At 37.4% G+C, this 18,989-nt stretch carries 17 protein-coding genes; 8 read left to right on the top strand and 9 right to left on the bottom strand.

The window, feature by feature from the left end; translation table 11 throughout:
- Window positions 1–239 precede the first annotated feature (239 nt).
- On the top strand, window positions 240–950 hold the full coding sequence (locus I6F42_RS03275) for a hypothetical protein (protein ID WP_197150884.1): 711 nt from the start codon (window positions 240–242) through the stop codon (window positions 948–950).
- 72 nt (window positions 951–1,022) lie between these two features.
- On the opposite strand, the gene I6F42_RS03270 is transcribed toward I6F42_RS03275, so the two are convergent.
- A complete protein-coding gene (locus I6F42_RS03270) occupies window positions 1,023–3,155 on the bottom strand; it encodes a pyridoxamine 5'-phosphate oxidase family protein (protein WP_197150883.1) in 2,133 nt (710 codons plus the stop codon).
- Between the two features lie 394 nt (window positions 3,156–3,549).
- Between I6F42_RS03270 and nirB the strand changes: the two genes are divergently transcribed.
- The 6 genes from nirB (at window position 3,550) to I6F42_RS03240 (ending at window position 12,120) form a co-directional block, all read left to right on the top strand.
- Window positions 3,550–6,123: a nitrite reductase large subunit NirB gene (gene nirB, locus I6F42_RS03265; RefSeq protein ID WP_197150882.1), complete on the top strand. Its 2,574-nt coding sequence runs from the start codon at window positions 3,550–3,552 to the stop codon at window positions 6,121–6,123.
- Window positions 6,110–6,463 (top strand): nitrite reductase small subunit NirD, encoded by a 354-nt coding sequence (gene nirD / locus I6F42_RS03260; RefSeq protein WP_002959861.1) that lies wholly within the window; start codon window positions 6,110–6,112, stop codon window positions 6,461–6,463. The genes nirB and nirD overlap by 14 nt, the downstream gene beginning before the upstream one ends.
- A 9-nt stretch (window positions 6,464–6,472) precedes the next feature.
- Entirely contained in the window at window positions 6,473–7,336 is an 864-nt protein-coding gene (gene cobA, locus I6F42_RS03255) for a uroporphyrinogen-III C-methyltransferase (RefSeq protein WP_197150881.1), read from the top strand.
- Between the two features lie 274 nt (window positions 7,337–7,610).
- Window positions 7,611–8,873, top strand: a complete 1,263-nt coding sequence (locus tag I6F42_RS03250) for a nitrate regulatory protein (protein WP_007585210.1) — start codon at window positions 7,611–7,613, stop codon at window positions 8,871–8,873.
- 279 nt (window positions 8,874–9,152) lie between these two features.
- Window positions 9,153–10,343, top strand: coding sequence for an ATP-binding protein (locus I6F42_RS03245; protein WP_197150880.1), 1,191 nt, complete (start codon window positions 9,153–9,155; stop codon window positions 10,341–10,343).
- Between the two features lie 58 nt (window positions 10,344–10,401).
- Entirely contained in the window at window positions 10,402–12,120 is a 1,719-nt protein-coding gene (locus I6F42_RS03240; protein WP_165726344.1) for a GGDEF domain-containing response regulator, read from the top strand.
- Between the two features lie 152 nt (window positions 12,121–12,272).
- Here the strand turns inward: I6F42_RS03240 and I6F42_RS03235 are convergent, their stop codons facing one another.
- The 3 genes from I6F42_RS03235 to I6F42_RS03225 all read right to left on the bottom strand — a co-directional run bounded on the left by I6F42_RS03235 (window position 12,273) and on the right by I6F42_RS03225 (window position 14,901).
- Window positions 12,273–12,722, bottom strand: a complete 450-nt coding sequence (locus I6F42_RS03235; protein WP_010552557.1) for a response regulator — start codon at window positions 12,720–12,722, stop codon at window positions 12,273–12,275.
- Window positions 12,719–14,173 carry an ATP-binding protein gene (locus I6F42_RS03230; RefSeq protein ID WP_197150879.1) on the bottom strand — a complete coding sequence of 485 codons (1,455 nt, stop codon included), beginning with the start codon at window positions 14,171–14,173 and terminating at the stop codon, window positions 12,719–12,721. Before I6F42_RS03230 ends, I6F42_RS03235 begins: the two co-directional genes overlap by 4 nt.
- 290 nt (window positions 14,174–14,463) lie before the next feature.
- Complete coding sequence (locus tag I6F42_RS03225) at window positions 14,464–14,901, bottom strand: PACE efflux transporter (protein ID WP_007585216.1); 438 nt, start codon at window positions 14,899–14,901, stop codon at window positions 14,464–14,466.
- A 128-nt stretch (window positions 14,902–15,029) separates the two neighbouring features.
- Between I6F42_RS03225 and I6F42_RS03220 the strand changes: the two genes are divergently transcribed.
- Window positions 15,030–15,938: a LysR family transcriptional regulator gene (locus I6F42_RS03220; RefSeq protein ID WP_197150878.1), complete on the top strand. Its 909-nt coding sequence runs from the start codon at window positions 15,030–15,032 to the stop codon at window positions 15,936–15,938.
- 6 nt (window positions 15,939–15,944) lie between these two features.
- Here I6F42_RS03220 and I6F42_RS03215 read toward each other — a convergent pair whose 3' ends face one another.
- The 5 genes from I6F42_RS03215 to moaC all read right to left on the bottom strand — a co-directional run bounded on the left by I6F42_RS03215 (window position 15,945) and on the right by moaC (window position 18,988).
- Window positions 15,945–16,598, bottom strand: a complete 654-nt coding sequence (locus I6F42_RS03215) for an MOSC domain-containing protein (protein WP_010552553.1) — start codon at window positions 16,596–16,598, stop codon at window positions 15,945–15,947.
- A 76-nt stretch (window positions 16,599–16,674) separates the two neighbouring features.
- Entirely contained in the window at window positions 16,675–17,358 is a 684-nt protein-coding gene (locus tag I6F42_RS03210) for a hypothetical protein (RefSeq protein WP_010552552.1), read from the bottom strand.
- A gap of 418 nt (window positions 17,359–17,776) precedes the next feature.
- The gene (moaE, locus tag I6F42_RS03205; protein ID WP_197150875.1) at window positions 17,777–18,241 is read right to left on the bottom strand and encodes a molybdopterin synthase catalytic subunit MoaE; all 465 of its coding nucleotides are present in this window, start codon (window positions 18,239–18,241) and stop codon (window positions 17,777–17,779) included.
- Complete coding sequence (locus I6F42_RS03200) at window positions 18,241–18,540, bottom strand: MoaD/ThiS family protein (protein ID WP_197150873.1); 300 nt, start codon at window positions 18,538–18,540, stop codon at window positions 18,241–18,243. Before I6F42_RS03200 ends, moaE begins: the two co-directional genes overlap by 1 nt.
- Window positions 18,518–18,988, bottom strand: coding sequence for a cyclic pyranopterin monophosphate synthase MoaC (moaC, locus tag I6F42_RS03195; RefSeq protein WP_024593775.1), 471 nt, complete (start codon window positions 18,986–18,988; stop codon window positions 18,518–18,520). Before moaC ends, I6F42_RS03200 begins: the two co-directional genes overlap by 23 nt.
- Window position 18,989 lies beyond the last annotated feature (1 nt).

Genomic DNA, 18,989 nt, shown 5'->3' with positions numbered 1-18,989 from the left:
TAGAGCCAGCTGCAAATGTATTTTGGTACGCTATATTCAAAATAAGCCTAATAAAACTTAGGAAATACTTTTCAGGACAACCTTGGTTTAGTATTATTTTAGTAGGCAATGGAAGTATAATTCTTATATCAGCTTTAAGTGAATCGTGTAATTGTTAGTCGATTAAGTAAATACGAATATACGTACATCTACAAGGAGTTCAATCTATCAACTGGGTCAAAATAGAAAAAGTATTTCGGTTGTTTTTCCCCGAATTTTCCAACAAGGTTACTTGGGCTGTCATTATTGCAGGACTTGGTTTAACCTCATCTTCAATTCTACAAAATATTTTAAATGAAATTTTCACAAAAGAATTTAATATTAGAATTATTGGAAATTATGATTCTCTAGTAGGGTTAGCACTTATCACTTTGGGATTAATTCATAATATACTTTTACAAAGAGAAAAAACAAAAATAGAAGTAAATGGAATATTTGATAATGAAATAGAGAAGAAAACATTATCACGAGAACATGATGTTAAGCTTTATCAAAAAATAACTAAAGGCTTCGAAGAATTCTATCTAACAGAATATATATCCTCGCTAACGAGCGATCATTCATATAGCAGGAGTGATAAAGTAAGATTGCAAGACTTTATCTATTATTCACAAGAAACTGAGTACGATTTTCTCAATGCAGAATTAAATGTAAAATTTACTGAATTTGGTCAATCCTTATCAAAAATCATGAACTGGACGGCACTCCATTTTTTCCATCACCCCTCACATGTCGCTATGGAAAATCAAATATATTGCCTTTATCCCGAGCTTAATCCTGATCGTGGTGGGGAAGAGGATAATATTGGGAAGTATAATAAGCATGCACTTGAAATCATAAATTTAACTGATGACCTGTTAGAAAAATATAAACTATTTCGTAGCTGCGTTAAACGCGAACTATACATATAAAAGGGTAAAATGGAGGTCTCTAACCTCCAGCACCCACCATATGCTTTTAAAGTTCAAGCTCTATATTGATAACTATAGCTCTAAATCAAGCTCCTCAACGCCTTTAGCCGGTACGGCGCAGCAAATTAGCGCCTGCCCTGCCTCTACTGGGTAGCTTACGTTATTGCGATACACTACAGCGCCTGCGTTTATTTTTACGGCGCAACTGCCGCAGCTGCCATTTCGACAGCCAAATTCAGGTTCTAAACCATGGGATTCGGCTACATTAAGTATAGTGTTATCGCCTTTATTCCAGCGCTGCTCAAAGCCCGATTTACTGAATTTAATTACAGTGTTATCTGCTTCCTCAGTGCTCATCTCTTTGTTTTTATTAGGCGCTTCGCTTGTGTTAAGCACTTTGCGGTTAATAGCGGAGGGTCCAAATGCTTCAGCAAATATATTTTTATCCTGCACACCGAGTAATAACAGCTCGTTATATACGTGCTGCATAAACGCTTGCGGTCCGCATAAAAAGAACTCGTAATCATCAAGTGGTAAATAATACCTAAACACATCCGCATTTATGCGCCCTTTTAAATCAAAGCCCTCGTCTTTTAAATTAAAGCCATTGTCTTGCTTTTCATCAAGCTCAGGCTGAGATAAAAGTGAGTAGTAATCAATTGCCCCGCCACTCGTATCTGCAAGTGTTTTTAGCTCGTTGTAAAAAGCACGCTGCTGGGTGTTTTTAGCACTGTGGAAAATATGCAAAGGGCGTGTATAGCGTGTTCTTAGCCCTTCATGGGTAATGTGTTTAGCCATTGAGATCATAGGTGTAATACCTATTCCGCCACCAATTAATACCGCAGGTTTAGCGCTTGCTGGGTCAATAAAAAACTGCCCTTGTGGGTATTTAGCTAAAATAACGTCGCCTACTTTTACGTTATTATGAAAGTAGTTAGACACCTCACCACTGAGCTCTTTTTTAATCGATAACCGATAAAATAGTTCATGAGGGCTCGATGACACGGTGTAGGTTCTAATAACAGGTTTGCTATTACTGTTGTTATTGTCGCTATTTTTACTTGGTATTTGTACGGTTAAATGCTGCCCAGCTTTAAACGGTAACAAGGTTGTATTGTTATGCCCTTCTAAATAAAAGGAGGTAATTACATTACTTTCTTTAATTATTTTGGTTACTTTTAAAGGCTGCCAAGTATGTTTTAGTTTTTCGGCTTGTTTGTTTTTATCAGCCTCAAGCCACGTGCCCGTCATTTTAGTATTAGGGGAATAAGCATCAAATTTAGCACTAAACGGGAGTAAGTTTTTAAGCCACATTCCTTTAGTGAGGGTGAATTTCCAGCCTCGGTCTGCGCCAATAAAGCCTTCAAGCTCTGGGTGCCCGTCCCATAAAATTTCAACACTGCCGGTAAGCATTAATACATTACCCGTGTCAAAATCAGGAAATAACAAACCTGCTTTTGGGTTTAATAAAAAGTTACCCAAGGTATTAAAAAAATTATTACCTGCGTAATCAGGAATCGTTAATGTGTTGCCTTCTCGCTTTACAAAACCCGGCAACCCACCACGGTGAGAAACATCAACACCTTCAATTTTTGGATTGTTTTTAGCGGTTATAAAGCTTGAAACAAAAAATGTATCGGTTGTGTCAATTAACGCACTAGCTGCGTTATCAAGTGTATTAAATTCAACTTTTTGTACCGCATTACTTTTAAGTAAAGGATCTCTATTAAGCGTTAAGTCGCGCGTTTGAATATACTGCGGGCAATTTCCAAAGGATTGATCAACATTAAAACTCACCTGATTATCGTCAATTGCCTCACCTACGCGCACATTTAAACGGTTACGTCTACGCGTGCTTAGCTCAATGCCTAATAAACCAATTGGCGAGCCGGCAATATTTAACGTGCCATGTAAGGGATCGTTTTTATCAACCTCGTGGGTCATTAGTAACGACGTGGGTGTGGGGGAGTTTAAAAAACCTGGCTGCCCTGAAACAATAGATACCCACGGATTAGCGTTTTCATCAACACTGCCTGCAACCACAAATGGTAACTGCTCAAAAAAGGCTTGATGCTGCTCTGGCATAAATGAGCGCACGGCACGTTTGCCAAATGTTGCCATTATTTCTCGTTTACCGAGTTTGTCTTGTATTGCCAGCTCGCCTTCGTGAAAAGGTGAAGCATCTATTGAGTTTGTGTTTATCATTTTGCTCGTAATTCGTGTGCATATTTTATGGGTTAAATTTAACTCAATACACACTCAATGATAATGGGTGTTTTATTGACTGATAATGCACAAAACAATGACAATACTTGCACCCTCTTAGTGCCAGGCGCGCACCAACATATAACAAAATAGGTTTTATCCTCACTCTAAAAATACATTAAATACTATTTAAACAATAACTTAAAAAACTGGCTGTATTTTTGCAAACATTCTATTAACAAGCCCGTTTTACTTACGGCAAAAATTTAGGTTGTGAGCACAATAGCTATTAGCAACCACCGGCAAAGAAGCCCGCACACAGTTATGCATAATGCGTATATGTGGCGGGCTTTTTTGTTAATTGTATTTAAACCGTCACTTTAAGGAATGCCCTATGCAAACCTCGCAAAAAATACTCATTATTGGTAATGGTATGGTCGGACACCACTTTGTTGAGCAAATGCGCCAAAGCGATGCCAACGCAGACATTACTGTACTTTGCGGAGAAGCAAATCTTGCATACGATCGCGTGTACTTATCAAGTGTATTTGATGGCAAAACAGCCGCCGATTTAGCACTTACAACTCACGACAACTATAAACAGCTTAATATTAATGTGCATACCAGCCAGTGGGTTGAAGGCATTGATAGATCAGAAAAAATAGTGACCACATTAACCGGTGAACAATACCCGTACGACAAACTGATACTCGCGACAGGGTCATTTCCGTTTGTGCCACCTATAAAAGGTAACGACCAACCCCATTGTTTGGTGTATCGCACATTAGAAGATTTAGAAGAAATAAAAGCCAGTGCCGCTGTAAGTAAAAGCGGTGTTGTTATTGGTGGTGGTTTGTTGGGGCTTGAAGCCGCAAACGCCATTAAGCAACTAGGGCTTGATACCCACGTAGTTGAATTTGCGCCACAACTTATGGCTGTTCAACTTGATGGACAAGGCGGTACGCTACTAAAAAATAAAATAGAAAAACTCGGCGTAACGGTGCATACATCAAAAGCGACCAGCGAAATAGTAAAAGGCGAAACCAGTCGCTTTAGATTGAATTTTTCGGATGAGACATTTTTAGAAACAGACCTAATTTTGTTCTCTGCCGGTATTCGCCCGTATGATCAGCTAGGTAAAATTGCTGATTTAGAACTGGGTGAACGCGGCGGTATTATTATTAATAATCAATGCCAAACGTCAGATCCTGATATTTTAGCCATTGGTGAATGTGCCCTGTGGGACAAAAAACTATTTGGTTTAGTAGCACCGGGTTACAACATGGCGCGCGTTGCAGCGAGTCAATTAAGTGGTGGCGAGCTTGAGTTTTTAGGTGCCGATATGAGCACCAAACTTAAGCTATTAGGCGTGGAAGTAGGCTCAATTGGCGACGCTCATGCAAAAACGCCAGACTGTAAAGAGCTTATATATCAAGACGCTATTCGCGGCTGTTATAAAAAAATAATACTAAGTGAAAAAGGCGATAAATTACTGGGCGCTGTACTTGTTGGCGATACCAGCGATTACGATACTTTATTACAGTACATGCTTAACGACATGGACTTACCAGAAAACCCTGAGTGTTTAATTTTACCAGACAGCAGCGGCGCGCCGTCGTTATCTGGCAGTGCCCTACCCGACACCGCCACTATTTGTTCGTGTCACAATGTGAGTAAAGGCGACATTGTAGGCGCGATTGATGGCGGCTCATGCGATTTAGCATCGGTAAAATCATGCACTAAAGCAGCAAGCGGCTGTGGTGGTTGTGCTGCGTTACTAAAATCAGTTGTTGATAACGAATTAGCAAGTCGCGGAGTTGAAGTTAACAACCATGTATGTGAGCACTTTGCGTATTCACGCCAAGAACTACTGCACATGGTAAAAGTAGAAAGCATTAAAAGCTTTGATGACTTACTAACTAAACACGGCAGCGGTCATGGCTGTGAAATATGTAAACCTGCCATTGGCTCTATTTTAGCCTCAACATGGAACGACTTTATTTTAGAACCCGCCCATGTTGGCTTACAAGACACTAACGATACGTACCTAGCAAACATGCAAAAAGATGGTTCGTACTCTGTGGTACCGCGTATTGCTGGCGGCGAAATAACCCCCGACAAACTCATTGTAATTGGACAAGTAGCAAAAGACTTTAACCTGTACTGCAAAGTCACTGGCGGTCAGCGTATTGATTTATTTGGTGCACGCTTAGAAGAGCTTCCTGTTATTTGGGAGCGACTTATAGAAGCTGGATTTGAGACCGGTCATGCTTATGGTAAGTCTCTTAGAACCGTTAAATCATGCGTGGGTAGTACGTGGTGTCGTTATGGTGTGCAAGACAGCGTTGGACACGCAATAGAAATAGAAAACCGCTACAAAGGGTTACGTGCACCGCATAAATTTAAAATGGCGGTATCGGGTTGTACCCGCGAATGCGCCGAAGCACAAAGTAAAGATATTGGCATTATAGCTACCGAAAACGGCTGGAACTTATACGTGTGTGGTAATGGCGGTATGCGCCCTCGCCATGCTGATTTATTTGCGACCGATTTAGACACGCCAACACTGATTAAATACATTGACCGCGTGATTATGTTTTACATTAAAACAGCTGACAAATTACAGCGTACGTCGGTATGGATGGAAAACCTTGAAGGCGGTTTAGACTACCTTAAAAGCGTAGTCATTGACGACAGCTTAGGCATTTGCGACGAACTAGAAGCGCAAATGGAATTAATTACGCAAACCTATGCGTGTGAGTGGAAAAAAGCGATTGAAAGCCCAGATGCTGCCAAACGATTCCGCCAGTTTGTTAATAGCCCCGAAACCGACGACAACATTTTGTTTGTGCAAGAGCGTAACCAAATTCGCCCTGCTACAGAAGCCGAAAAACGTGAGCAACGTAATACACAAAACCGTATTCCAGTAATGGAAGTTGAAGAGGAGCAAGCTGATGTCTTGGCATAATATTGGAACAATCGACAACCTAGTGGCTAATAGCGGCGTATGCGCATTAGTTAATAATCAGCAAGTGGCTATTTTTTACATTCCACAAAATCCAACGGCTGTGTTTGCCATTAGCAACTACGACCCGATTGGCAAAGCCAATGTATTATCGCGTGGCATTATTGGCTCAATTGACAATAAATTAGTTGTCGCATCGCCTTTATATAAGCAACATTTTTGCCTAGAAACAGGCGAATGTTTAGAAGCAGAAGCAATACACTTACCGGTTTTTAATGCAAAAATTGAAGACGGCAGTGTATTTATAAGCTCTGAACCAAAAGTTACAACAGCTGTGGCTTAGGGGAATATTATGAGTGTACTGTCTTATTTTTCGGGTATTGAAAACGTGTGGCTAAATAAGCTTGTTACTAAGCTAACAAGCTCAAATGATCGCAGTGCTAAAAGCGGCAACGTTTATATAATTGGTGCGGGCCCAGGAGACGCTGAGCTAATTACGGTAAAAGCGCAGCGTTTAATTAATACCGCCGATGTTGTTTTATACGATTGGTTAGTAAGCGATGATTTATTAAAAACGCTTCCTAAAAAAGCACAGCGAGTATTTGTAGGTAAACGTGCGGGTAAGCACTCAATGACCCAAGCTAACATTTGCGAACTACTGGTTAAATACGCGCAACAAGGCTTAAACGTAGTGCGTTTAAAAGGCGGCGATCCGAGTATATTTGCACGTATTAACGAAGAAGCCGATGCGCTTACCAAGCATAATATTAATTTTGCTATTGTGCCGGGTGTCACAACGGCTTGTGCTACTTCTGCTTATACGGGTATTCCGCTCACTGCACGCGATGTAGCGCGTAGTGTTACATTTTTAACGGCGCAGTTTGCCGATCCTAACAAGCAACCTCATTGGCAAAATTACGCGTTTATGCCTGCAAACAACAACCCCACTTTAGTGGTTTATATGGGGCTTTCGCGCTTACAAACGCTAAGCAACGGTTTGCAATCAGTGGGCTGGCCAAGTAATACACCCATTGCACTAATAGAGAATGCCACTACCACTAAGCAAAAAGTAATTACTAGTACGCTTGAACTGATAGTAAATGAGCATGCTAAACACAACCTTCAAGGTCCTACCCTTATTATGATTGGTGAAGTAATAAATCATAAAATGGCAATTAGCCCTGAGTTATTAAACAGTATAAATGTTAACGCATGATACAAAATGAATAATGCACTTTTCGCGCTTACTACCTCCCCAGGAGTAGGCGCTTTTTTTGTTTTTAATTTGGGTTCAAGTTGTGTGCAATAACATGTTTAAATGCACCAAATAAGTTAAAAGTAATGGTAATTTAAATTATAGAAAAACAGTGGCAAACAAAAACAACACTTTAAGCAATTGTATTAGCTTGATTTTAAATTCAATGATGAAATTTATTAATGATTGGAACAGTGGTTGCACTTTAAAAACAAAAAAGTGTGGAATAATACCAATGGCGACAAGCAATCCTCTCACAAAACAGTTTTTATTAGCAGCAAAGTATCAAGAAATACACGCGCTAAAGCAATTACAAAACAGTTGTGCCTCGCTTACTAAATTAGGCGATTTTGTACATCAGTTACAAAAAGAGCGCGCGATGAGTAATATATTTTTGGCCTCAAATCGAGAGCGATTTAAAACCCAATTACAAGAACAAATCCCTTTAAGCGACAGCGCACAAACTGCATTTTATGATTCTCTTAAACAAACATTTATAAACGACAACGCCGATACTGGCCATACTCGGTTATTTAATTTAATTACCTATAGCTTACAAGCACTCGATGCATTACCGGTATTGCGCAAGCAAATAGCACAACAAAACATTAGTGCGGTACATGCTACGCAGTCATTCACTCAGTTAATTGCTAGTTTACTCAATATTATTTTAGAGGCAGCTGATGGCGCAAGCGATCCCAAAATAACGCGCTTATTAGTCGCATTTTTTAATTTTATGCAAGGTAAAGAATACGCAGGACAAGAGCGTGCCTGTGGTGCACAAGCATTTGCAGCGAGTAAATTTACCACAGAACAAAAACAACAACTCGCGCATTTTGTACAAGAGCAAAACCACAGCTTTGACTTTTTTAATGAGTACGCCGATGCGCACCTTTTAAAATGTTTTGGCACACTAACAACGCATCAGGTTAATAATCAGGTAGAGCAACTTAGAAGTTTACTGCAAAAGCTCGATGACGAGAACGCTCAACCGCTCTCACAACTTAGCGAAGTATGGTACGAAGTAACCACTACGCGCATAGATATAATGCACAAAATTGAACAAAATATAGCAGATCAGTTAATTGATACCGCAGCAATGCAAATAGCCTGTGCTCAACGTAGCTTAAATACAAATAAGCAGGTACTTAACAATATGGTAGAGCAACACATAGCCCCTACTTTTGGCCAATTAGCCGTTAAGCAACCAGAGCCAGAAGTGAGCCAAAACATAGCGGCCGATAAGCTCAATAGTAATAAAAGTATGTACGACTTAATTATCGAGCAAAGCCAGCATATTAAACAAATAAACCAAGCGTTACTTGATGCTAAAAAAGTAATTAGTGAGCAAAAGGTAATTCACCAAGCCAAGTACATACTTATTGAGCAGTTAAAGCTCACTGAAGAGCAAGCCCATAAACAGCTACAAAAACAAGCAATGGATACGCATAAAACCTTATTTAGCGTAGCGCAAACAATTATACAAATGAGCGATTAAATATGCTGTTTTTACTTGGGCATGTTGATCTTTAGTAAGAACACTACCCAACATAATACTTATTTATTCAGTCATAAATTTCACGATCAGACTTAGTTTTACCTTATTAGAAAATAGATTCATAAGCTACTGACTATAATAAGGTAAGGCTTTAATTTGGCGTTAATTTATAAAGTGAATAATTCAACACATTCAAAATAATCAACTACAATAAGTTAATCATTTGTTGCATCTCATTTTAATGAGGCATATTTATTTAATACTGTTGTAGGAGTTTGAATGCCCAATGTAGAGAGTTATTTAGAAGGTGTATCATTAATAGATGAGCAGCAATTAACGACTTCTCTTGATAATGACATTCAAACAAGCTTAGAAAGCTTTGCTGAGCTAATTTTAAACATTTTTGATACGAGCTCATTCTCTATTGTTGCTAACCTGCCTCAACGTGCTGTCGAGCTATATAAATCAGGTTCAAAAATAACAGTAGCTAAAGAGCAACTATCTGATGACGTTTTTAATGAATCGATTATCGAGCATGCTCCTAAAATATTTAGAGTGGTATCACCTATTATTTTGCCCTCAAACCTTAAATTTGGATGGTTTATATTTGACCGAGCAAGTGATTCACTACTTACCGAAAAAGAAAAATTAATCTTAAATAGTTTACAAAAAAACTTTGTTAATCAGTTAGTCCAACGTAAAAATTCATTAGATAAAATAAACAGTTCTAAGTTTCACTCAACAATTAGCGAGCTAAAAAAAGACGAAACTGAAAAAGATCGCCTAATCAAAAAATTACAAATAATGAGCGATGAACTAGATGAATTTACCAGTATTGCTTCACACGATCTAAAGTCACCATTAAATGCTATAAAACGTTTATTAGAGTGGATTTATGATGACTGTAAAGATTTACTCCCTCAAGAGCACCTAGAAAACTTTCAGCTTGTGCTCAGCCGGGCTAATAGAATGCAAGTACTGCTAGAAGATTTACTAAGCTACTCGAGAATAAATAGCTGTGATTCAACTCATGCAAACATATCTTTAGAAAGTATTTACCAAGATATAGAACAAATTTTAGAAGTTCCACAAGCTGTCACTGTTGATATACACGCCAATAACGAAGTACTCGATATACCGCTGATCCCTTTTAAAACTGTTTTTCAAAATCTTATTAGTAATGCAATAAAACATAACAATAAAGAGCACCCGGTTATCGATATTTCACTTATCCCCTCTAATCAATATTACATTATTGAGATAACAGATAATGGCCCTGGAATTGACCCTAAATATTTTTCACTCATATTTAAGTTATTTCAGACATTGCAATCTCGAGATGATGTTGAAGGGAGCGGCATTGGACTCTGTATTGCCAATAAGCTCATTATTAATTATGGGGGCAAAATTGAAGTAGCCTCCGATGGAGAACTTGGCAGTACATTCACTATTTATTGGCCCAAAGTTTAACTATGAAATTATCAATTATAAACGAGCATCATGTAGATGCTGCTCTTAGAAGGAACTTATGAATATTTTAATTGTTGATGATGACTTAGTTGATCGCAAATTAATTAAAAAAATGCTTATTTCTGATGGCTCTCATCATCATGACATTACCGAGGTAACGTGCGTATCCGAGGGCTTGAAAGCCATTGAAGACACGCACTTTGATATAATACTACTCGATTATAATATGCCTAAAGAAGATGGCATTGAAATGCTAATTGAAATGCGTGCAAAGCCTAAACTCGGTAACACCGCAATTATCATGATTAGCTCCTCAGAAAATTCAGCTTTGGCTATTGAGTGTATAGAAGCCGGCGCTCAAGACTTTTTACCAAAAGGTGATATAACGAGGGATAGTTTAAATAAAGCGCTTATATATGCCAAAAAACGCTTCGAGGCAGAACAACGTATGCACAACAGTTATCTTGCTGTAAAGCATATGGCAGAACGGGATCAGCTTACTGGTTTGTCTAATCGATATCATTTTGAAGAAATACTAAAAGTAATGATAGCTAACAATAAACGTGCTAAAAACTGCGTGGCGTTACTTGCTTTAGATTTAGATAACTTCAAAAATATTAATGATACGCTTGGGCATAGTGTCGGCGACGAAATTTTAATACAAACAGTAGAAAGGATTCATAGTTGCCTGAGGCAAAATGAAGGATTTGCACGCTTAGGAGGCGATGAATTTGCAGTTATAATAGGTGGAATTTGCAATATTAATCAAATAGGTATGATAGCAAATAGAATTTTAGCTGAAGTTTCTAAACCCTTTTTGCATGAAGGCAGAACTTTAAATTGCAGTGTTAGCATTGGAAGCGCCATATACCCAAATGATGCTACTGAATCTCATGAACTGCTAAAATGTGCTGATATTGCAATGTATCGCTCAAAACAAAGTGGTAAAAGTAGAATAAGCTTTTACAAAGAGCAATATCAATATGAATTTAGTCGTCGGGTAGATATTCAAAATAGTATAAAAGAGCATATAGAAGAAAAAAACTTTAGGCTATTTTATCAACCTGTTTATTGTTCAAAAACACAAATAATGACAGGTGTCGAAGCCCTTATCCGTTGGCCAGATACAACCGTTAATTATACCCCCGATGAGTTTATTCCTATTGCTGAAGAGTGCCGATTAATAGCCCCTCTTGGAAAATGGATAATTGCGAGCGCTTTAAAGCAGTTATCTTTGTGGCAGAAAGACTATCAAACGCCGTTAACTCTATCTATTAATATTTCACCGATACAGCTGCAAAGAGAAGTTTTACAAACGTATCTATTAGAGACGGTCGAAAAATACAATTTAAAAACCAGTAGTATTATTCTGGAAATAACAGAAACAGCTTTTATGGAAAACAGTAAAGAAGTGATTGAAATATTAACTTCTTTGTCAAATAAAGGGTTTAGGATTGCTTTGGACGATTTTGGTATGGGTTATTCATCCATATCTCACCTTATTTCCTACCCTATTGATATAGTAAAATTAGACAAAAGCATGCAATCGTTAGGTGGAGAAAATAATAAGCGATTAAAAATAATCGAGAGCTTATCTTTAATGCTGAAGAAACTAGATTTTTCTGTGGTAGCTGAAGGAATCGAAACTGAAACCCAGCATCAGCTGTGTAAAAAATTAAATATAGACTACTTGCAAGGTTTTCTCTTTTCAAAGCCTATGCCTGTAAACGAAATTAATTTGCTGCTCGATGACTATAGTAAAAAAATAAAACTTTAATAAATAGGTTATTTTGAGCCTTTGTAAAATTGAAGCTTAAATCAAACATCTGTGTAACCTTAAGCTAAAACCTTTGGTTTGTGCCACATACTCAAACTAAAGGCTCTTTAATTGGCACCGCCTAGCGGGTTAAAACTTAAAACACATGCAAATCAGCTGTGTTTTTCCAAATGCTGACCGATGACAGCCAATACTTTTTCTTTTAACTCTGCTGCCTGAAAGCTTCCTTTTACAAGGTAACCTTTAACAAAATCGTGTGACATTATAATCTTTTTTTCTTCTTCTCTTTCTGATGAGCTAAACATCATAACCACACACGAGCTGATTTCTATCATCTTCCTCAGTTTAGAAAACTCTTCTAAAAACTGAATACCATTGACTCTTGGCATATTGATGTCCAAAAATATGAGTATTGGAGGAAATCCATCAGGGTACTCTTTTCTGTTAGCTTCATAATTTTCTAGAAATTCTAATGCTTCCTGGCCATCTTTTTTTTCAAAAATTGTAAGATCTAATTCAGCCTCTTTAATTAATCTTTTAAGAATATACCGGTCAACTTCATTGTCATCGACAATTAATATAGGGGGTTTAATTTTTGTCATGTTAGCTTATCCATTGGTATTATTATTTTAAACGTCGTACCTTCATCAGAGCTTTGCAGTGATACTTCACCATTTAAATACTCAATATGTTTTTTAACCAGCGCCATCCCTAAACCAGAGCCTGTGCTCGTCTGTGCATGAAATCGCTTAAACATATCAAACACTTCACTTTGATGCTTTTGTGGTATTCCCATTCCGTTATCTGTAACAGTAATAAAAAACGTCTCTTGCTCATTAAAAATATCACAGCGGACATAAGGCGAGTCTTTATTTCTGTCGTAATACTTCAACCCATTTGATATCAAATTTTCAATAATTTGAGCAAAACGCGCTTTTTCTGACCTTATAGGTACTGATAAATTAATTGTTGTTTCGAGCGTACAAGGGTTATCTTTCATGAGCCAAGACAGTCGTTCTTTCATATCAATAATTAACTGATTAAAGTCAATTACATCTTTATCTTCATTACCAATTTCGGCTTTGGCTAACAATAAAATATCAACAACAAGTGTTTCTAACTTTTCCATTTGTTGATAAATAACCAGTGCATTTCGGCTTGCCTCCTCTGTGTCTCCCGCTTTTATATCTTCGATAACAAAATGCGCTAAGGATTTAGCCCCTGACAGCGGTGATTTTAGGTCATGGGAAGCCCGATAAGCAAACTGGGCAAGCTCATCATTTGCTTGCTGCAGGGAAGCTGTTTGGCTGTTTATAATCTCTTTGAGTTCAATACTGTTTTCAATATTTAAAAGATCATTTTTAATTCGCTGTCTGGCCGCGATAACGAGTGCTTTTAATTCACCCGACGTTTTTATATCAAGTTCATCGTCCAGATTAATATTGTTTTCGGGCTTACTTGATAAAAGTAGAGTTAGATTTCGAATAGAGCTCGATATTGTGCGAGAAAGATAACTTATAAAAAGAATATTAAAAAAAGATATGATTATAACAAGTGGAATTAACGTCATTAGTATAAACGATACTGTTTTTCTAATTGGTTCCTCAAACAGCTCCGTATTTTTATTAAAGCCACTTAGCGAAGTATTAAGATTTAGTAAAAAAGCGTCTCTACTAAGTTCCCCCTTTTTATACTGATTAACTGACAATAAGGCTTTATCAGCAATTTCAATATCGTTTTCACAGATTGTTAATGTATGATCTGTGTTAATAACTTTCATAACAGCATAATTTAACGGGTTTATTTGTTCAATACATTCAATAGGTTGCTGCCTAATTAACAATATATCCGACTCAATGGCATTTATATCTATGGGGATATCATTTTCTATTTTTTTAACTGACTTGGTAAGTTGATGTGTATACTTTAAATGAAGAAAGTTAAGTTGATGAAACTTAGCCCCTTTAGCTATTTCAAAAGCTGAGTAGACAGTAATACTTATCTCTGCTGCAGTTAATATTACAATAAGCATCAGTTTTCTTGAGATATTCATATACGACACCTATTTTAGCTACTAACCCAACAATTTTTAAATAACACTATAATAATTATAGTATTTATAACCTTAGTTATAGCAGATTTTATCTTTATTACTAGCTCCTCTATGAATAACAGTTGATATTTAGCTTTATTCACTTTTAATAAAAAGATCCTTTATTAGTTTTTTGCCACTATAAAGCAAACTTGGGTAATATTACGCCTCTAAAAGTGCTGGTGCATTGGCAAATACACCAGTAGCTAAATACAAAACTTTGTTAAGTCATCCCATATTTAAAAAGTGTATTAACATGCAGCATTTTTTGAATGAAAAATATAGGCTCGTGTGTGGTCGTACACTAGGTTAAAAGTAAAAGCGTAAAGGGTTATAAAAAAAGTTACGCCGATATCCATTATTAATGCTTCCCATAAGCCTACGTTTAAAATGCTCGCCATTACGGGAATAGTAAAAACAAGTAACCCGCCTTGAAATAAAATCACGTGAAAAATACGGAATAATACAGAACGTTGCTCTTTTGCACCGGTAGCTACTTTGTCAAAAAACCAATTAAAAACAAAATTCCAACACATCGCAATCGTTGCAATTATAATCATAGTGCCTGATAAAGCCGATATTGCATGCTCTGTAAATACAGCCAAACCAATAATCGACAGCGTTACCGCTAATACTTCAAACAAAACAGCCTGAAACATCCTCTCTAGCGACCCCATTTTTGCATCCATAATTAACCCCTTTACGCCAAATAATTAAAGAAAATAATAGTGACATAATTTAATTATTTGCAAAGTTAGTAGCCATCACCTTTAGTGATAAGATAAGCAAATAAGTACTCACCTTTAAGTTGAATGATATGTATAGTTTTGAGCAACTAAAAATTTTTGTAACCGTGGTAGAAACAGGATCTTTTTCGGCAACAGCCCGAAAGCTTAACCGTGCACAATCGGGAATTAGCCAAGCTATTTCTAATCTTGAAATAGCGATTAATCAAACATTGTTTACGCGTAATAAAAATATACCCAGCTTAACGATCAGTGGTAAGGCATTGTTACCTGTCGCATACTCTATACTTCATCAGCAAAAGTATTTTGACCAAAAAGTGGATGCATTAGCAAAAAATTATGAGCATGAGGTAATTATAGCTATTGATGAAAGCCTAAATAATCAAGATATTTTAAAAGTGATTGCCCCACTTGCTGATCAGTTCCCGATTACTAATTTCGAAATAATATCGACAACAACTGACGATGTAGAAAACTTAGTAAAAATAGGAAAAGCACAAGTAGGTATCATTTATAGTGATGGGGAACTAAAAGTTGATATGGATTATTTTCTATTAGGTCAAGCTCGATTTTTAACGATTTCATCACCAGAACACCCGCTTGCAAAGCTAAAGGCTGTAACAAGCAATGATTTAAAAGCCCATAGGCAATGTGTTCATCGCAGCCTTAGCCAAAAAGAGTTATGGTTTAGCTACGCAATTAGCTCTAGAATTTGGTACGCAAATACACATCAAACCCTTATCGACTTAGTAGTTCAGGGTATTGGTTGGGCGCTTGTACCCGAGTTTGCTATTAAGAGGTATATAAACCAAGCTGAAGTGGTAACGCTACCCGTTACTCATGAACAAGGCGATTGGCTTACTCCTGTAGGATGCGTTGTTTCAAGAAGCCAATCAACAGGACCTGTTCTTCAAAGTTTAATAAATAGGTTGCAGCAACACTTTTTAAAGAGTGATAGCGCGGGAATAAAACAGTTTTAAACTGCTTTATTCACTTTTAATAGCAAGCTTCTTCTTTAGCTTTTCTTGCCACTCTACAGCAAGCTCTGGCAAAGTTAATGCTTCTAAAAGTATGTCTTCATAACCTACGTATTTTTTATCAAAAAATGCCTGGAACAGTTTTTTAACTGATATGTCGTGCGAGGCTTTCTTCTCGATAACAACACTATCACCCGTTTTTGCAACGCCTTGCTCTAGTACCCTAAAATAAACGCCAGTGCAGTAATGCTGCGTAAACAGTTTAAGACTGTTTTTATTATTAAGGGCGATAGCGAGTTTAAAACAGGGTACACGAGGCTGGCTTACTTCAAGCAGTGCAGTACCAATTCGAATATGGTCACCTATGTGTATATTCGCTTCATCAAGGTCAGAAATCGTGAAGTTTTCGCCAAATATGCCGCTACTTAAGTTCTCGTTTTCAAGAGTCTTCTGCCAATACTCATAATGATTGTGCGAAAAAGCATATACCGCTTTATCTACCCCGCCGTGGTTAACTAAATCAGCTTGCTCGTCACCTATAATGTTTAGTTTTTCAATAACAACAGGTTCGTTAGTTGGGGTTTTGAATATTCCCGTTTTTACCTCTTTACCATTATGAATAAGAGTTTTAATTTTAGAGATATTAGTCGAGATGATTTTCATATAAAACCTTTGGTTAATACTTTAAATAGCCCAGAGCTAAATTATAATAATATCTAAATCTATTTTTTGATAGGTATTAAGTAGAGCTAAGCGCTAAATAAAGCAGGCCAGAAATAGGCAAGCTCATAATAAATACGTAACCATAAAAAAAGGCGATACCACCAGCAGAAGTTTTGTCAACACCACTGCTCACAATAGCGCCGCCTATTGGGATAAGTAAAAATACATTAATAAGTGTGCATAAAATAAATGCATCCCCAAATGCAGAAACAACTGACGCAGCAACACATAAAGCCAGTACCAGCATATTGCTCAGCCCATCTTTAATTTTTCGCTTCTTTTCAATAATTTTTATAACAAAAATACTAAAAAGTAGCCCCAAAAAATAAAGCGAAGGCCAAAATTTTTCATACCAGTTTTCAACTATAAAGTGGCCAGCTAACCAATAAAAGAAACCTGCTACTAAGAGGAATGAAACGATTGAAGTTAGGATTGCACTCGTATTTATTTTTCTTGTCATCACATATCTAAAGTTTAGTAATAACGATAAAACAAGTGACACGGCTGTAACCATAAACATTAAAACAAATGCCCCCCAGAAATCTTCTGCAGATAGATATGCAAGACTTGGCGTAACACCTAATGCAAGCTGATTAATTGGCTTATTTTCTGATGAATATTTTGCTTTTGCATATAAAGCAAAGTAAATACAGAACGGTTGTATAAAAATAGCCAATAATAAGAGAGTGTAGGTTTTCATCATTCATCCTTGATGATCAACAAAGCAATATTATAAGTCGTTAATATATAATAAAGTTAAAATTAGAAACACTACAAATATGGGGGTAAGTATATAAAAAAGGATATTTGCTATTATTTTGTGTTTTTCCCTAAAGTGAAGCAAGCTATTGTACATAGCTCTAAAAAATGGGAATGTAAAAAATGATCTAAAAATCAACCATAAGACTAAGCTGCAGTGCAATTTTATTTCAAACCAAAACTGTTCAGGGTTAATATTTTTAGATTGACTCGGCGAGCTCTTTCCACCTATCGACCAACCTGTTATTAGCTCTAACATGATTACTAAAATTAATAGAGCCGCGACCCAAAGAGCAGCAGACTCTATTGATTCTCTTTTTGAGATAAATTTTAAACGCATCTTTATTCGCACATTACGTTTATGGCTTCTTTAGCCACCTACCCATCGCTTGTTTGTCACTTTGTTTAAACTCAACCCAGTTTGATGAGTCTTTAAAGTGCTCTTTTTTCCAAAACGTGGCGTGGTTTTTTAAATAATCCATTATAAATTGTGCGCCTTCGAACGCGGCTTGGCGATGGCGGCAAGTTACGCCTACAAATACAATTTGCTCGCCAAGTGCTAAGTAACCAACGCGATGAATAATACATATTCGCGCCAGTTGCCAGCGAGTTTGTGCTTGCTCTGCAATAGATTGAAGGAGTTGCTCGGTCATACCAGGGTAATGTTCAAGCTCAAGTGCAATAACGTTATCGCCACTGCTGAACTCTCTTACCAAACCTGTGAAGGTGACAACAGCGCCATCGCTTTTGTTATTACTGCAAAGCGTATTGTGCTCGTCACCTACATTAAAATCATCGGTTTGTACTTGAATATGTATGCTCATTAGCCACCTGTAACCGGCGGAAAAAAGGCAAGCTCATCCCCTGCTTTCACTATTTCATCGCTTGATGACATAGTTTGGTTAAGCGCTGCAAGTAGCTCACGCTCCTCCAGCCACGGTTGCCAATGCGGGTATTGGCTAACTAATCTTAATTTAAGCTCTGAAATAGTAAGCGGCTGCGTAATCTCAAGGCTTAATTTACTGCACTTTAACCGCTCTTTTAGTTGCCCAAAAAACAATAACTCTACTTTTCCAGCGCTAGGTAAAACATCGTTTGGATTAATCGCGTTGCCAACTACCATTTTTGCCCCCAGCTTTTTGAGTAACACGCATGCCACTAATTTCCATAAGTGGGTCGGCTGCTTTACACATATCAAACAAAGTAAGTGCAGCCACAGATACCGCCGTTAGCGCTTCCATTTCAACCCCAGTTTTACCGGCAAGTTTGCAGTAGCTGGTTATTTTAATTTGGCTGTTTGCTTCATCAAGTTCAAAATCAACAGCTACTTTAGTAAGTGCAAGCGGATGACAAAGCGGAATTAAATCGGCGCACTTTTTAGCGCCTTGAATACCCGCAATACGTGCCACGCCTAACACATCGCCCTTTTTGTTTTGATTAAGCATTACTTGTTCAAAGGCAAGCTTGCTCATGCTAATAAATGCTTCAGCTGAGGCATCGCGCAAGGTTACGTCTTTGAGCGATACATCAACCATATTCGCTTGGCCGTTTTCGTCTACGTGGCTTAACATA

Origin of the sequence: Pseudoalteromonas sp. SWYJZ12 (assembly GCF_015864395.1) — a bacterium.
Lineage (GTDB): Bacteria > Pseudomonadota > Gammaproteobacteria > Enterobacterales > Alteromonadaceae > Pseudoalteromonas > Pseudoalteromonas arctica.
Note: the sequence above shows the minus strand (reverse complement) of the source record. Positions and strands in the feature narration are given on the sequence as shown.

What these genes read in the sequence shown, in the direction of transcription:
- I6F42_RS03245 (WP_197150880.1), top strand. Translation starts at nt 9,153, where the DNA reads ATGCCCAATGTAGAGAGTTATTTAGAAGGTGTATCATTAATAGATGAG.
- nirD (WP_002959861.1), top strand. Translation starts at nt 6,110, where the DNA reads ATGTCTTGGCATAATATTGGAACAATCGACAACCTAGTGGCTAATAGC.
- I6F42_RS03225 (WP_007585216.1), bottom strand. Translation starts at nt 14,901, where the DNA reads ATGGATGCAAAAATGGGGTCGCTAGAGAGGATGTTTCAGGCTGTTTTG.
- moaC (WP_024593775.1), bottom strand. Translation starts at nt 18,988, where the DNA reads ATGTTAAGCCACGTAGACGAAAACGGCCAAGCGAATATGGTTGATGTA.
- I6F42_RS03210 (WP_010552552.1), bottom strand. Translation starts at nt 17,358, where the DNA reads ATGAAAACCTACACTCTCTTATTATTGGCTATTTTTATACAACCGTTC.
- I6F42_RS03270 (WP_197150883.1), bottom strand. Translation starts at nt 3,155, where the DNA reads ATGATAAACACAAACTCAATAGATGCTTCACCTTTTCACGAAGGCGAG.
- I6F42_RS03250 (WP_007585210.1), top strand. Translation starts at nt 7,611, where the DNA reads ATGGCGACAAGCAATCCTCTCACAAAACAGTTTTTATTAGCAGCAAAG.
- I6F42_RS03200 (WP_197150873.1), bottom strand. Translation starts at nt 18,540, where the DNA reads ATGGTAGTTGGCAACGCGATTAATCCAAACGATGTTTTACCTAGCGCT.
- I6F42_RS03215 (WP_010552553.1), bottom strand. Translation starts at nt 16,598, where the DNA reads ATGAAAATCATCTCGACTAATATCTCTAAAATTAAAACTCTTATTCAT.
- I6F42_RS03240 (WP_165726344.1), top strand. Translation starts at nt 10,402, where the DNA reads ATGAATATTTTAATTGTTGATGATGACTTAGTTGATCGCAAATTAATT.
- moaE (WP_197150875.1), bottom strand. Translation starts at nt 18,241, where the DNA reads ATGAGCATACATATTCAAGTACAAACCGATGATTTTAATGTAGGTGAC.
- I6F42_RS03235 (WP_010552557.1), bottom strand. Translation starts at nt 12,722, where the DNA reads ATGACAAAAATTAAACCCCCTATATTAATTGTCGATGACAATGAAGTT.
- cobA (WP_197150881.1), top strand. Translation starts at nt 6,473, where the DNA reads ATGAGTGTACTGTCTTATTTTTCGGGTATTGAAAACGTGTGGCTAAAT.
- nirB (WP_197150882.1), top strand. Translation starts at nt 3,550, where the DNA reads ATGCAAACCTCGCAAAAAATACTCATTATTGGTAATGGTATGGTCGGA.
- I6F42_RS03230 (WP_197150879.1), bottom strand. Translation starts at nt 14,173, where the DNA reads ATGAATATCTCAAGAAAACTGATGCTTATTGTAATATTAACTGCAGCA.
- I6F42_RS03220 (WP_197150878.1), top strand. Translation starts at nt 15,030, where the DNA reads ATGTATAGTTTTGAGCAACTAAAAATTTTTGTAACCGTGGTAGAAACA.